This window comes from Gilvimarinus gilvus (assembly GCF_030518155.1).
In the GTDB taxonomy this organism is placed as follows: Bacteria; Pseudomonadota; Gammaproteobacteria; order Pseudomonadales; family Cellvibrionaceae; genus Gilvimarinus; species Gilvimarinus gilvus.
Genome location: NZ_JAULRU010000577.1, coordinates 85,664 through 99,300 on the forward strand (window position 1 = coordinate 85,664; position 13,637 = coordinate 99,300).

14 protein-coding genes are annotated in these 13,637 nt (G+C 51.1%); 9 read left to right on the top strand and 5 right to left on the bottom strand.

The annotated features are described in order from the left end of the window. Positions 1 to 11 precede the first annotated feature (11 nt). Positions 12 to 863 (bottom strand): endonuclease/exonuclease/phosphatase family protein, encoded by an 852-nt coding sequence (locus QWI17_RS13140; RefSeq protein WP_302722971.1) that lies wholly within the window; start codon positions 861 to 863, stop codon positions 12 to 14. A 46-nt stretch (positions 864 to 909) separates the two neighbouring features. After that, positions 910 to 2,049 (bottom strand): hypothetical protein, encoded by a 1,140-nt coding sequence (locus QWI17_RS13145; RefSeq protein WP_302722972.1) that lies wholly within the window; start codon positions 2,047 to 2,049, stop codon positions 910 to 912. 563 nt (positions 2,050 to 2,612) lie between these two features. Between QWI17_RS13145 and QWI17_RS13150 the strand changes: the two genes are divergently transcribed. The 6 genes from QWI17_RS13150 to QWI17_RS13175 all read left to right on the top strand — a co-directional run bounded on the left by QWI17_RS13150 (position 2,613) and on the right by QWI17_RS13175 (position 8,298). Continuing rightward, on the top strand, positions 2,613 to 3,908 hold the full coding sequence (locus QWI17_RS13150; protein WP_302723086.1) for a CmpA/NrtA family ABC transporter substrate-binding protein: 1,296 nt from the start codon (positions 2,613 to 2,615) through the stop codon (positions 3,906 to 3,908). Between the two features lie 77 nt (positions 3,909 to 3,985). Next, positions 3,986 to 4,972, top strand: coding sequence for an ABC transporter permease (locus tag QWI17_RS13155; protein WP_302722973.1), 987 nt, complete (start codon positions 3,986 to 3,988; stop codon positions 4,970 to 4,972). A 29-nt stretch (positions 4,973 to 5,001) separates the two neighbouring features. Beyond that, positions 5,002 to 5,853, top strand: a complete 852-nt coding sequence (locus QWI17_RS13160) for an ABC transporter ATP-binding protein (protein WP_302722974.1) — start codon at positions 5,002 to 5,004, stop codon at positions 5,851 to 5,853. A gap of 93 nt (positions 5,854 to 5,946) precedes the next feature. Continuing rightward, positions 5,947 to 6,669: a molybdate ABC transporter substrate-binding protein gene (gene modA, locus QWI17_RS13165; RefSeq protein WP_302722975.1), complete on the top strand. Its 723-nt coding sequence runs from the start codon at positions 5,947 to 5,949 to the stop codon at positions 6,667 to 6,669. Continuing rightward, positions 6,666 to 7,328 (top strand): molybdate ABC transporter permease subunit, encoded by a 663-nt coding sequence (modB, locus tag QWI17_RS13170; protein ID WP_302722976.1) that lies wholly within the window; start codon positions 6,666 to 6,668, stop codon positions 7,326 to 7,328. The genes modA and modB overlap by 4 nt, the downstream gene beginning before the upstream one ends. Further along, positions 7,315 to 8,298, top strand: a complete 984-nt coding sequence (locus tag QWI17_RS13175) for an ATP-binding cassette domain-containing protein (RefSeq protein WP_302722977.1) — start codon at positions 7,315 to 7,317, stop codon at positions 8,296 to 8,298. Before modB ends, QWI17_RS13175 begins: the two co-directional genes overlap by 14 nt. A 9-nt stretch (positions 8,299 to 8,307) precedes the next feature. Here QWI17_RS13175 and QWI17_RS13180 read toward each other — a convergent pair whose 3' ends face one another. Then, positions 8,308 to 8,670 (bottom strand): cytochrome b562, encoded by a 363-nt coding sequence (locus tag QWI17_RS13180; protein ID WP_302722978.1) that lies wholly within the window; start codon positions 8,668 to 8,670, stop codon positions 8,308 to 8,310. Between the two features lie 149 nt (positions 8,671 to 8,819). On the opposite strand from QWI17_RS13180, the gene QWI17_RS13185 reads away from it, so the two are divergent. Beyond that, entirely contained in the window at positions 8,820 to 9,161 is a 342-nt protein-coding gene (locus QWI17_RS13185; RefSeq protein ID WP_302722979.1) for a PadR family transcriptional regulator, read from the top strand. Continuing rightward, complete coding sequence (locus QWI17_RS13190) at positions 9,158 to 10,105, top strand: hypothetical protein (protein ID WP_302722980.1); 948 nt, start codon at positions 9,158 to 9,160, stop codon at positions 10,103 to 10,105. Before QWI17_RS13185 ends, QWI17_RS13190 begins: the two co-directional genes overlap by 4 nt. A gap of 54 nt (positions 10,106 to 10,159) precedes the next feature. Here QWI17_RS13190 and QWI17_RS13195 read toward each other — a convergent pair whose 3' ends face one another. Next, entirely contained in the window at positions 10,160 to 10,732 is a 573-nt protein-coding gene (locus QWI17_RS13195) for a nucleotidyltransferase family protein (protein ID WP_302722981.1), read from the bottom strand. A gap of 18 nt (positions 10,733 to 10,750) precedes the next feature. After that, complete coding sequence (gene dauA / locus QWI17_RS13200) at positions 10,751 to 12,490, bottom strand: C4-dicarboxylic acid transporter DauA (RefSeq protein ID WP_302722982.1); 1,740 nt, start codon at positions 12,488 to 12,490, stop codon at positions 10,751 to 10,753. Positions 12,491 to 12,742: 252 nt separating this feature from the next. On the opposite strand from dauA, the gene QWI17_RS13205 reads away from it, so the two are divergent. Next, complete coding sequence (locus QWI17_RS13205; RefSeq protein WP_302722983.1) at positions 12,743 to 13,636, top strand: transporter substrate-binding domain-containing protein; 894 nt, start codon at positions 12,743 to 12,745, stop codon at positions 13,634 to 13,636. Position 13,637 lies beyond the last annotated feature (1 nt).

The window sequence follows — 13,637 nt, forward strand, 5'->3', positions numbered from 1 at the left end:
GCGCTACTTTATCACTTATTGGCTACCGCAGGATTGAACCTAAAAGTAATTAAGAGCGGATTATGATCCGAGCTGTTATGCAGCGGCACCTCACTGGCGGTAATCTTCACACCACGCGTCCATATATGATCCAGCGCATTGCCAAAGGTGGTGGTGCGGTTGTCTTGGCTAAAATTCGCCGGCGTCAGCTCCAGTGCAGAGAAATACTCCGAAACGAGGGCTGTGCGCTCTTCACTCCAGGTATTAAAATCGCCGGCGAGCACAACCGGCCCCGAATGGTCTTCTACCAATTTGCGGACATCGCTCAACTGCGCGGTGAAGGCCTCAATGCCAAATTCGAAATTGACCGCGTGTAAGTTTACCGCCAGTAATAACCCCGCGGAGGATTGGTATTCCAACACGGCGGTAGCTTTAGGGGTTCGCAACCAGGGCTCTAAATGGGTAAACCGGCAATGCACACGCGCCGGCCAAGGGCTGAGAGTGAGTACGCCAGTGGCACGGTTACCGTCCACATAGCCGGGAGCAAAGCGCCAATAAGGCTTTAAACGGGTAAGACGTTCATCGACAAAGGCCTCTTGCAGCAACAATATATCGGCGGTACCGGCCAACTGCTGTAAATCCGACAGCAAATTGTCCCGATTGGCTTTATAAATATTCCAACTGACAAGGTGTAGCTGCTCCGGCAACTGGTAAATATGCGCAGCCTCCGCCACCCGGCTCTCGGCCAGCGCTTGCCGGCACGCGGCCACGCTATTGACCTGTACCGTTAACGCAGCCGATTCCTGTTCAGATGCAACAACTCCTATTGCGCTCCCCCATAACATGCATAGAGCAGCAGCCCACTTCAACAATGTGCGAATCATTCTTTCCTACGTATTAATGGGTGAGACGTGTTTAGCAAAGCATGGGCTACAATTGACTTATCGCATAGCGATGTTTGCTTTCATCTCCCAGGCTTTGATAAATGTCCGCTGCCAGCCGGTAAAAACGCTTTTCATAGGGCTGGCGCCGAATCGCCGTTTCTATTTTAACAGCCGCCAACTCATAGGACGCATCATCAAACAATTCTGAGGCAAGCAAATACTGATAGTAAGGGTTTCTATCGCGATGCCGGCTTGCCAGCTCCGACAACTGGCGGTGCAAAGAGTGTTGCCCGGTGTAACGATAGAGCTCACTTAAGTTCAATATAGCGGTTAGGTCTTCAGGGTTAAGCTCAAGAGCCCTGAGGTAGAGCGCTTCGGCCAATTCAAAATGCCCCTCACGCGAGTACAAAGCGGCCATATTATTCCACAAATAGCTCTGTTCAGGCGCTTGCGATAGCGCGCGCTGCAGATAGACAAAACGTGTCGCCAACGTATCTCGGTTCGCCGGTAACACCATAGCCCTGTTATTGTAGAACTGGGCAATCGCCACATTATCGTCGATAGCTCTTTGCGGGTAGTAGCTGCGATAGTTTTCCATGTCCAGATCGATAATCATATCGTCACGGCTGAACTTCAGATCCACACGTGTGTTTACATGGCGCATAAACTGAACCCTGTTATCGGATAGGTTCCAGGTCGGCGGAATGGTGACATCGTTTACCTGCGCATCTAGCCCAACGTGCCGGGCCAAGCTCACAAATAGCAGTGAAAAGCCCAAACAGTTGGCTTCGCGCAAGCGAAAAGAATCTCTGGGACTATGGGTAGCTGCACTTTGATAGCGTATATTCATGCCACCAGCAGATTCCGGCAGCAGTAACGCCTTATGTAAAGCCTCCACTTTTTGATCCTGGTGTCTTCTTCCGGCCACACTTCGCTCGGCGAAGCGCTGCATCGCAGGCGTCAGATCTAACAATTGACCGGCAGGCTCAACAGAAACCGCCTGCAGATCGACCACTAAAGCGTCACCCGAAAGGGCCATATCAATATGTTGTTGCGGCGCCGTGGCCACGGTGGCGGAAACTAGCTCCCCCGTACTGCTGCAACCGGCAAAGACCGAGGCCACCAGCAGACCCGTCAAAAGCCTGCCAGTCGAAACAATTAAGCGCAGTGGCTGTTTTGCCTTCATTGCCCGACCTCCATCACTCTTGCTAAGTATAGCCTTTGACAACGAATAGCACTGGAAATTTCAGACTTGGCGCACCGTAATGCACCCCCGCGCACGCCAATTGCACCAATGCACCACCAAAATCTCTGCAAAAAATTGCACAACGAGCGCCCTTTTTCATGCATCACAATTTTTGAAGTGATTCAGAAATGTGCATAAGGGTTGATTAGGCCCAGAATTCAATGGCATTACCACTAAATTCTGCACGGTTTCGGGCAAACACAATATTGGCACGGCCTTTGAAACTACCCAAGGGAACTTTGATAAAAAGTTTTTCAAAACAAACGACGGAAAACATTTATCTCGGAACCGGCACGAGCAAACAAACTTACAAAATGACGGAGCCAAATCGCTACCGCCCAAGTGCCGCTAACGAATCAAATTAAACACCCTTGGGAATTAGGAGATTGACTATGGGAAATCGACCGACAATGAAAAACAAAGCAAAAGGACTGGGCCGCTGGCTTAAGCCTTTCAAGAACGTCATTCTTGGTACTGCGGCTTTATGTGTTTCTGCGCACGCAATGGCCGTTGGCGCGCCCGAAAAAGAAGACCTAAAGTTCGGCTTCATTAAACTTACCGACATGGCGCCATTGGCGATCGCGCTAGAAAACGGATACTTCGAAGACGAAGGGCTTTTTGTTGAACTGGAAGCGCAAGCAAACTGGAAGGTTTTATTGGATCGAGTCATTACCGGCGAACTTGACGGCGCCCATATGCTGGCAGGACAGCCGCTGGCAGCGACGATTGGTTTCGGCACTAAGGCTCATATTATCACCCCGTTTTCGATGGATCTAAACGGCAACGGCATTACGGTTTCCAACGACATCTGGGAGCAAATGAAGCCACACATTCCCAAGCAAGCCGACGGCAAACCTGTCCATCCAATCAAGGCAGACGCTTTAAAACCTGTGGTTGAAAAATACAAACAAGAAGGCAAGCCTTTCAATTTAGGCATGGTATTTCCTGTTTCAACCCACAACTATGAGCTTCGCTACTGGCTCGCAGCCGGCGGCATTCACCCGGGCTTCTACGCTCCACACAAAGGTGACACGTCAGGTCAATTGCAAGCGGACGCACTGCTCAGTGTAACGCCACCACCGCAAATGCCTTCAACTATGGAAGCCGGCACTATTTACGGTTACTGCGTGGGCGAACCCTGGAACCAGCAAGCTGTATTTAAAGGTATTGGTGTGCCGGTTATTACTGACTACGAAATCTGGAAGAACAACCCAGAAAAAGTATTTGGCATTACGGCAGAGTTTGCGGAAAAATACCCCAACACTACCGTTCGCTTAACCAAAGCTCTTATTCGCGCCGCCAAATGGTTGGATGAAAACGACAACGCTAACCGTCCGGAAGCGGTAGAGATTTTGGCTAAGCCTTACTACGTTGGCGCCGACGCAGAAGTTATTGCCAACTCTATGACGGGCACATTTGAATACGAGAAAGGCGACAAGCGTTCAGTGCCGGACTTTAACGTGTTCTTCCGTTACAACGCGACTTACCCTTACTACTCGGATGCGATTTGGTATCTCACGCAAATGCGCCGTTGGGGTCAAATCTCAGATCACAAAGACGACACCTGGTATTTTGAAACCGCCAAAAAAGTTTACCGCCCAGACATCTATGCCGTGGCCGCGAAAGCTTTGATTGAAGACGGCGAAATGAAATCCTCAGAGTTCCCGGCGTTCGCCAGCGAAACTGGATTTAAAGGGCCGCAGCCAGATTTCATTGACGGCATCACCTATGACGGTAGCAAGCCTAACGCGTATCTTGAGAAGCTGACCATCGGCTTAAAAGCGACTGACGCATTGTAATTTGTATTCAACATTCGATGGCGACATCGACTAGGGCGCCGTACAGCGGCGCCATTTTTTCTTCCGAGGACCAGATTATGAATCCAGCCATATTGATTCGGCAAAAATGGCAACGCACCAGCTTTGGGGTTGCCCAGTGGCAGGCCTTAGCCAAGGCCATTCTAATCCCCATGGTAGGTCTGGTGCTGTTTTTAGGCGTGTGGCATATTGGCGCCAAACAAGTGGACACCTCACTCGGACAGTTTCCGGGGCCTGCTGAGGTGCACGAACAATGGAGCAATTTGCGCTCTGAACACCTAAGTGAAAATGATCGCGAAGCGGCTTTTTACCAACGCCAGGAAGATCGCAATGCCAAGAAACTGGAAAAAAATCCGGATGCGGAAGTACGCTGGCGTGACTTTAACCGCCGCCCTACTTTTTTCGATCAAATCATTACCAGTTTAGTTACCGTAATGACGGGTTTTTTGCTGGCAACGTTTATTGCTATTCCATTGGGAATCTGTATTGGTTTGAGTAACACGGTTTACCGTGCCCTCAATCCGATTATTCAAATTTTTAAACCAGTTTCGCCTTTGGCGTGGCTGCCTCTTGTCACCATGGTAGTGAGTGCAGTTTACGTCACTGACGACCCGATAGTCGCAAAGTCCTTCATTACTTCGGTCGTTACGGTTACCTTGTGCTGTCTTTGGCCCACCATGATTAACACCGCGGTTGGTGTCGCCAGCATCAATCAAGACCTACAGAACGTAAGTCGGGTACTGCGGCTAGGCTGGTTTACCCATGTGAAGACCATTGTTCTTCCGTCCTCTATCCCGATGATGTTCACCGGTCTGCGTTTATCGCTGGGCATAGCCTGGATGGTTTTGATTGCAGCTGAGATGCTGGCTCAAAACCCAGGGCTTGGTAAGTTTGTATGGGATGAATTTCAAAACGGTTCATCCAACTCTCTGGGTAGAATTTGTGTTGCCGTGTTGATGATTGGCTTTATCGGCTTCTTACTGGATCGTGCCCTGCTGCTTATTCAAAGCTGGGTTAATTGGGATAAATCAGCGGTAGTGCGTTAACGCGCCTGTTGTCCACCACGGAGATTATTATGAGCAAAGTACATTTGGAACTTACTCAAGTTGGCATCAGCTTCCCTACACCGAAGGGGTCATTTTGTGCCCTCAAAAATGTTGACTTGAAAATTAAGGAAGGCGAATTCGTATCACTTATTGGCCACTCGGGCTGTGGTAAGTCTACGGTTCTGAATATTGTAGCCGGACTTTACCAAGCAACTACCGGCGGCGTTGTACTAAATGGCCGGGAAGTCAATGAGCCGGGGCCAGAGCGCGCCGTCGTTTTCCAGAATCATTCACTGCTACCTTGGTTGTCGGCCTATCAGAATGTTGAACTGGCCGTGAAACGCGTGTTTGGCCGGCAAAAAAGCCGCGCCGAGATGCGCGATTGGATTGAACACAATCTCGAGCTGGTGCAAATGAGTCACGCCATGCACAAGAAACCCGACGAAATTTCAGGCGGCATGAAGCAACGCGTCGGTATTGCCCGCGCGCTGGCCATGGAGCCGCAAGTGCTACTCATGGACGAACCTTTTGGCGCGCTGGATGCGCTGACCCGCGCCCACTTGCAAGACTCACTGATGGAAATACAAGCCGATCTCGGCAACACGGTAATTATGATTACCCATGATGTGGATGAGGCCGTGCTTTTATCCGACCGCATTGTAATGATGACCAACGGCCCCGAAGCCACCATTGGCGAAATTCTCGATATTGATCTAGAAAGACCACGCGACCGGTTGGCGTTGGCCGATAACGCCAGCTACAACCACTACCGCAGCTCGGTATTGCGCTTTTTGTACGAGAAGCAGAAAAAGGTCGAGCCTTTGGCCGCTCGCCGAGAGAAATCAGAAAAAGCCAAGACTTCCAAGCACAACGCGGCCTAACCCGCATCGTTTATGGCACAATAGCCCCACTTGCCAGTCATTAATCTGGCAATCATTCAGGCGTTCACCCCGCGTTCTGATTAAGGAGCTATTGTGCGTTTTTTGTTTTTCTGTTTCTTACTTGTTACAAGCGTCTCCGTTCACGCAGACAATGTCGTTAAGATCGCGGTGGCAAGCAATTTCAAACCTACCCTCGAAGCGCTGCTCCCACTTTGGCAGCGCACCCAGAAAACAAAATTACTCATCTCCGGTGGACCTTCCGGCGTACTGACTCAGCAAATACTCTCTGGCGCACCGTTTGATGTATTTCTTTCGGCGGATGCCGATCTTCCACTGCACCTATACCACCAACAACTTAGCGAAAAACCCTTTGTATACGCTCAGGGTCAACTCAAACTCGGCTGCATTAATGCGCACGACTCCCTATCCAATGCGCTGCACAGCAGCGCAAGACTGGCACTGGCCAATATTAAAACAGCGCCTTACGGGCGCGCCGCCTGGCAATGGTTGCAACGACAAGAGCCAGCCGTAACGGCGCAAATTGTGCAGACGGGATCCGTCGCCGGCGCGTTACAAACAGTGGTCTCGGGCAACGCGCCTTGTGGCTTAATAGCCGCGAGTTTTGAACGGTTAGCTTCCGGCCTGCACTGGTATGCTATCGAAACGGCACCTAATTTGCCGCAAGCTGGCGTATTGATAAACCCGACCAACCCCGCCAAACAATTCGTTGAGTTTTTGCTGAGTGATCAAGCTCAGGGTATGATTCGCAATCACAGCTATATTGCACCAGAATCTCAAGAATCGACGACACCATGATTGACGCCATATGGGTTACCTGCAGGCTCGCGTTTGTCACAACATTGATCTTGCTGTTGGTGTGTACACCGCTGGCATGGTGGTTAGCGCGCGGCCGCACCAGCTGGTTTCGCAATGTTCTTGAGGCCGCTATTGCTCTACCGTTGATTTTACCACCGACCGTATTGGGCTTTTATCTGTTACTGCTATTGAGTCCTACCGGCATGTTGGGCCAGTTTTTTGATCAGGGGCTGGCTTTCAGCTTCACAGGGCTGGTATTGGGCTCTTGTGTATATTCCCTGCCATTTGTCGCGCAACCGCTTACCGCCAGCTTCCGCCAGCTCGATCCGCAGCTTATTCTGCTTGGGCGCTCACAGGGACTGAACAGTATTGGTCTGTTTCGCCATATAATCTTGCCCTGTTGTGGCTACGCGCTGGTAACGGCTACCGCTTTGGGCTTTGCCCATACGGTAGGTGAGTTCGGTGTGATTTTAATGATCGGCGGCAATATACCGGGCGAGACACAGGTTTTATCAGTGCTTCTTTACGATGAAGTCGAATCCCTAAACTACACCAGTGCGCACACAATAGCCGGTGCATTGGTAGCAGTGTCATGGTTAATACTATTTGCTTTATACCGCTGGCAGCGCACACGAGGTCCTATTCATGTGGGCACTTAAGGCCGGCAAACACTGTTTTCATTGGCCTAACGGCAGCTGGGTTGGCATTGATGGACCCTCAGGTTGCGGTAAAACCTCACTCCTACAACATTTGATGACAACCCGCCAAGGCGAACTCACGTGCGACGGGCATAACCTCCTGCAATCTGCGCCGCCCTTACGCGGTATTGGCTGGGCCGCACAAGGGGCCATGCTGTGGCCTAACCAACCGGTAGAACGACAAGTGCAAGCGATTGCCGAAAGACATCGCCGCCGCGCCTGGATGGATCTTGCTGACGAACTCGGTGTTGTCCCTCTCCTCAAGCGCAATACCACCGTGCTTTCTGGCGGCGAACGGCAACGGGTCGCTCTGCTAAGCGCACTGCTTTCGGCTAAACATATATTGTTATTGGACGAGCCAGTATCCGCTTTGGATAAGCGCGCCGCCAACGAGGTACTAGCAGCGGTAAAGCGTGCCGCCCAACAGCGCAGCCTAACGGCTTGGCTGGTCAGCCACCAATGGTGCGATATGGCGGCCACTTGCGATTATTACTACGGCTGGACCGAGCAGACACTGATAGATATCGAACGCGCTCAACAGCAACGAGTCAACTTGCACCCGGAGCAAGCGGCAGCCCTATGGCCAGTCGATAAACTGGATCACGGGGGCCAGCTTTATATTGCCGGTCACAGCATCGAGACGGGGCCACTTAATACTGAAACCCAGCGGGTCAGTATTGATGCACACGACGTGTCACTGGCCCAACACCGCCCCGGGCCATCAAGTATCGCCAACACGCTGGAGGTCACGGTGAGGGGAATCCGCACAGTTGAAAACAACAGCGCATTGGTCACCTTGAGTTGGGGGGACTTGGTGCTTTACTCGCTGATTACTAAAAAATCGGCGAGTGAATTGGCGCTGAGTGTCGGGCAAAAGGTGTTCGCTCAATTCAAAGCGCACGCCGTCAAAACGCCGCTCGCTTCGAAGTAAGGGCCGTACTTAATCGACCTTAAGCTTATCGTGATATTCCTTACGCACCTCGCCTAACTTCTTCAAACTGGCCTTAGCAGCCGCTAAGTCTTTAGCCGCAAGTGCTGCGTCTAACGCCTGAGTAAGTTCGGCCAGCTCCTGCATCCCGTGCTCAAAATCAGCCTGCTCTTCAGGCCCCATAGTTTGCGCCTGCGCTATATCAAGAGCCTCTTTGAAAGATTGCCACTGCGCTTGCACCTCAACTAGGTCATCGCTCTCGCGCATCGCTTTAAAAGAATCCCCCATAGACTCCATAGATTCATGCAACGGGTCATGCTTAGAACAGGCCACCGCCAGCAACGGCAACAACAATACAATCATCAACTTCTTCATGGTTCACTCCATTTACGGTTTGCAGCTTAATAATACCTTAGTTGCATGACAGAAATGCGCCACCTCACCCGCAAACTTGCACTACTTGACAAACCATACTGTGCGGTACATAGTATATACTGTGCAACACACAGTATGAGGTTAAAGCAGTGACAGAAGAACACGAACGTCTGAACAAGCTCACCATGGAGCTACGGCGGGGCGTATTGATAATGGCGGTACTGGAATCGATGGTGACATCACACTATGGCTACTCACTGCGCCGCCACCTGGAGCAAAACGGTCTGGATGTTGACGAAGGCACTCTCTACCCCCTGCTACGGCGATTGGAGAGCCAGCAATTGCTCACCAGCGATTGGCAAGTGCAAGAGGGACGCAAGCGTCGGGTGTATCAATTATCGGACAATGGCCAAACGGCGCGAATCACCATGGAGCGCGAATGGCGGCATTTAAATCAAGCGCTAACAAATTTAGCGGAGGACACACAATGAGTAATCAATGGCTAGAAAGGTACGCATACGCGGTAAAATCACACTTACCACCCAAAGTACGCAACGATGTCGCAGACGAGCTGCTCAGTGACCTACAAGATGAGTGTGACTACCGCGCCGAAACACTGGAGCGCGACCTAACCGACGACGAGGTTCAGCAGCTGCTGCAAGAGCGCGGGCACCCGTTACTGGTAGCGGCCGACTTTTTGCCGCGTCCCTCGCTAATCAGCGAAAGCCTCTTCCCGATATACGCACAGCTGTTGCGCTGGATGGTTATGGCTATTGCCATCGCGCAGGTGTGTGTTGGCGTTATTCAAGCAGCGCAAGTATCCTCGCTGAATTTGTGGCAGCTTTTGCCGCAAATAACGTGGGGCACCTTGAACGGCAGCTTGTATGGTTTTGCTTGGTTAACTCTAATTTTTTATCTATTCGGCGAATCCATTAATCGAGCCGATATTTTTAAAAACTGGAAGCCAGACTCTCTGCCTAAGGTGACTGCGCAGGGCGCCTACATCAGTCGTACAGGAACCGCGATAGAGCTCGTGGTACTGACTTATTTTATTGCCTGGATTAACCGCGTTATTCCGCAGAGTTTGGGAGACAACCCTATCGAACTGGTATTTGCCGATGGTTGGCACAATCTACTGCCCTGGATTACCGCGTTGATGTTCACCAGCGCACTGCTCGCCGCAGTCAAGTTGGTATCACCTTACTGGACTCGGCCCAAAGCCTTAATCGAGTTGGCATTACATATTCCCACTTTAATAATTCTTGGCATCATTAGCCAATGGGATGCGCCTGTAAGCATTATTATTGGCCACGAAGAAACGGCGAAACAGTTCGTCTTTCCAGCGACGTGGTTCACCATAGGCTTGTTGGGCTACGCCGTTGTGGCAACTATTGACCTGATTAAAAAAAGGGGCATGTTAAGGGCAATGAGCTAAGCGACAGCGCCTGTATATTTGTTTAGCCCGGTTCACAACCGGGCCCTTTTTCATCTATATCGACTCGACCACGCTCAAATTAGGCCAGTGCTGCAACCAACGTTTGTCCCGTAGCCTTTGCTGAAAAACCGATTTATCTCGCACAGCATTCCAATGAATACAGCCTGCAAATAATCCCCTTAACGGCTGATCGAAGGGCGAAAAGAAATCCAGCCCCCAGGTTTGGTTGCGAATAACTGCAACGGCGGTTTCTTTTTCCGGCCAATAAGCCATCGCATCCACTGCGCTGGTGTAGGCGGGATCACCATTACGGACATGCATGCGCGCTTGATTACGCACCTGCCAGTTCACTTCGGGCATTAAGACTTTGCAATTTTCTTCTATGGCGTGGTCGTACTGGGAACAATTGTTGGCGGCATCAAAGTAAATTACATCAATGTCCGACAGCTCAGTGGGCGATGTCTTTTTGTGCAAATAGTCCCACACCAAATTGCGCACAAAGCCCGCTGCAATACACCCCTGAGGCAACTTCAACCGAAACAAAACCTCCAGTGCCCGACAACGTAAAGGGTCCGCATCAATTAGCTTTACCAAAATTTCTTCAGCGTCTTGCTCTAGCAGATCCATTGTAAAACCCCTTGCCTGCTAACACGTAGGTGGCACCTCGGATGACTTATCCAAAACCGCATCAAGTGCGTCCGCGAGCGTCGCATAAACCACGAAATTGCCATTTTCAGGCTTAATTTCGGCCTTCACCATTGCGCGCAACGGTTGAAACTGAATGTCCGAGAGTATCAATTCTACGCCGAGCTTTTTGCATCGCTTGATAAAGCTCGTTAAGCCGTCTAAACCACCGGCATCTAGCAAGGGGACCCCATCCATGTGCAACACCAGGCCATTTTGATTTTCCGCCATGTCTTCGAGCTCGTTAAAAATTTTATCGGCGGCGGCAAAGAACATCGGGCCAGATATTTTTACGACTCGCCAGCCGTCGGGCAAAGGTCTCGGGACATGTTTAAGCAACTTTGTAATGTCACGAACTTTGGTCATCTCGGCAATATCGCGCATAAACAAAAATGCGGCAATCACTACGGCGCTGCCAATGGCAACTACCATATCCACCATGAGAGTCAACGAAAAGCAAACAAAAAACACCAAAACATCAGCCATAGGGGCTGTACGTATTGTCGACAAAATCTGTCGCCCGTGACACATGCGCCAGGCGACAATAATCACTAAAGTCGCCATGCATGCCATGGGTAAGTGCTGCAAATAGGGCTCTGCCCAAATTAACGTGGCGGCTATAACGCCAGCGTGAACAATAGCGGCAATGGGTGTGCGCGCTCCAGCGCGGTAATTAGTAGTCGATCGCGCCAGCTCCGGCGCCGCACTAAAGCCGCCAAAAAACGGCGCTATTAAATTACCCAGGCCATGGCCAAATAATTCGGCATTGGCGTGATACCGGGCGCCCGTCAAACGCTCTAACATCACCGCACACAGCAAAGCTTCGATCGCGCCAAGAAGAGCAATGGTTAGCGCCTCGGGCAACAATGTACTCACAAGCTCCAGCGTCCAGGGCGCACCACTACTGTTATGCCAGGGAAGCTCAAACGCAGGCAAAAAATTGGGAATGCCTGCCCCGGCACCGCCGTCAGGCGCGGTGTATTCAAAACTACTGCCAATGGTGGCAACCACCACACCGCTCTCTCGCAATGCGAAAACAGCTGCAGTTGCGACAATAATGGTCACCAGATGTGCCGGCACCGGTACTTTCAGCTTGGGCCATGCCAGCATCACGGAAAAAGAGAGGACAGTTATCAATAGGCTAGGCCAATCTAGCGAACCTACAGCGGCCAAAATCGTCCAAATCTTAGCGAAGAAAAAATCAGGCAAAGGCTCTGTCAGCTGTAAACCGAGTAAATCAGGTAACTGCAACGTCGCAATAATGACAGCAATTCCGACGGTAAAACCAAAGGTGACGGTATTCGGGATGTAAGTAACAATCCGGCCGAATTTCGCCACAGCCATTATTAACGCTATACATGCAGACATGAGCGTCGTCAGCAACAGCCCCGAAAGACCATACTGCTGCACAATGGGTTGCAATATCACCACAAAGGCCGCGGTTGGGCCCGAGATGCTGTAACGCGACCCGCCAAACAGTGCCATAATGAGGCCCGCCACCAGCGACGTGTACAGCCCGTGCTCGGGAGGGATACCGATCGCAATTGCGAGAGCCATGGACAATGGAATGGCCGAAATGCCAACGGTCAAGCCCGCCAGCAAATCGCCGCGCAGCTTATCGACGCCGTAACCTTCACCGCCCAGGCTGTCGCGCAATGCGCTGGCCAATTGAAGGCCTTCGAGTTTTCGGCGTGCTGGCATTCTGGTTTTCCTTTTCCGCGACTCGCTGATTCAAATACGCACTAATTATACACTTTTCATACCAAGCGCTTCGCCGACTGCACTCATAACGCAAAATACAAAAACCCGCGAAACAGCAATGAAACCGTTATCAATAACTACTTGCCAGCGCTTTCCAGAAGGGCTATAACAGGGTCACAATAATGAAATATATGCCTAGAGCCAACTCTGTCACTTGTCGTTGGCCCCACAGCAATATAATTAGTGCGATCTATGTTTTTGAGACACATTTTACTTTATCTCGCCACAGCTTCGCTTTGTCTTAGCTGGCCAGCGCTCGCCAACACCACTCAAACAACCGATAAGGACGTTATGCAGGTGACTCTATGGGGCGGCAAAAGTGGCCGTACAGCTTATGAGCATGCGCTGCTTCAGCAGATATTGATAAAAACTGCCGATCGCTACCCTCCTTACGACTTGTGGGTAAATAACGAGCACCTAGGGGCGGAACGCGGGCGACAAGTGGTCGCCAATGGCCAACACGCAAACATTTACGTCTCGGGCTTGCGCGAGGATGCGTATACCGACAGTGGCGAAATTGTAGTGGTGCCCACCCCCACCATGAAAGGTCTTATGGGCTACCGATCTGCCATTATTCGGGCAGATGATCAAGAGCGCTTTGCCCTGGCCGTTCAGCAGTCCGAATTGCGCGAGCTTGTGGTGGGCCAAGGCAACCGCTGGGCGGACGCCAAAGTTTTGCGCCATAACAAATTTTCCGTCGATGACAGCGGACGCTATGAAAACCTCCTTAGCATGTTAAGTTACGGACGATTTGACACAGTATTTTTTGGCGTGGTTGAAGCGCCGGCAGAGCTCGCCGCAAGTAACATGCGAGATGCATTGAGCATCGCCCCACAGAACGTGATCTATTATCCGCATGCCATGGTGTTTCAAGTCAGTGGGCAACACCCATTGCTGGCCAAACGCGTCGCGGATGGTTTGGCAATCGTCAGGCGCGATGGCACACTAGACCGATTGCTCGACGAATATTTTTCTGATGCAATTGCGCACATTAAAGATCCGAATACACAGATCATCGTCTTAGAGCACCCGCAACCTTCTATTATACCCGAGCTGACCCAGCCACTCTTAGCCCAAGGACGTTAAG

Excerpts from the sequence above, each read along its gene's own strand:
- QWI17_RS13180 (WP_302722978.1), bottom strand. The coding sequence starts at position 8,670 with ATGAAGAAGTTGATGATTGTATTGTTGTTGCCGTTGCTGGCGGTGGCC.
- dauA (WP_302722982.1), bottom strand. The coding sequence starts at position 12,490 with ATGCCAGCACGCCGAAAACTCGAAGGCCTTCAATTGGCCAGCGCATTG.
- QWI17_RS13205 (WP_302722983.1), top strand. The coding sequence starts at position 12,743 with ATGTTTTTGAGACACATTTTACTTTATCTCGCCACAGCTTCGCTTTGT.
- QWI17_RS13190 (WP_302722980.1), top strand. The coding sequence starts at position 9,158 with ATGAGTAATCAATGGCTAGAAAGGTACGCATACGCGGTAAAATCACAC.
- QWI17_RS13175 (WP_302722977.1), top strand. The coding sequence starts at position 7,315 with ATGTGGGCACTTAAGGCCGGCAAACACTGTTTTCATTGGCCTAACGGC.
- QWI17_RS13195 (WP_302722981.1), bottom strand. The coding sequence starts at position 10,732 with ATGGATCTGCTAGAGCAAGACGCTGAAGAAATTTTGGTAAAGCTAATT.
- QWI17_RS13145 (WP_302722972.1), bottom strand. The coding sequence starts at position 2,049 with ATGAAGGCAAAACAGCCACTGCGCTTAATTGTTTCGACTGGCAGGCTT.
- QWI17_RS13150 (WP_302723086.1), top strand. The coding sequence starts at position 2,613 with ATGGCCGTTGGCGCGCCCGAAAAAGAAGACCTAAAGTTCGGCTTCATT.
- QWI17_RS13155 (WP_302722973.1), top strand. The coding sequence starts at position 3,986 with ATGAATCCAGCCATATTGATTCGGCAAAAATGGCAACGCACCAGCTTT.
- QWI17_RS13160 (WP_302722974.1), top strand. The coding sequence starts at position 5,002 with ATGAGCAAAGTACATTTGGAACTTACTCAAGTTGGCATCAGCTTCCCT.
- modB (WP_302722976.1), top strand. The coding sequence starts at position 6,666 with ATGATTGACGCCATATGGGTTACCTGCAGGCTCGCGTTTGTCACAACA.
- QWI17_RS13140 (WP_302722971.1), bottom strand. The coding sequence starts at position 863 with ATGATTCGCACATTGTTGAAGTGGGCTGCTGCTCTATGCATGTTATGG.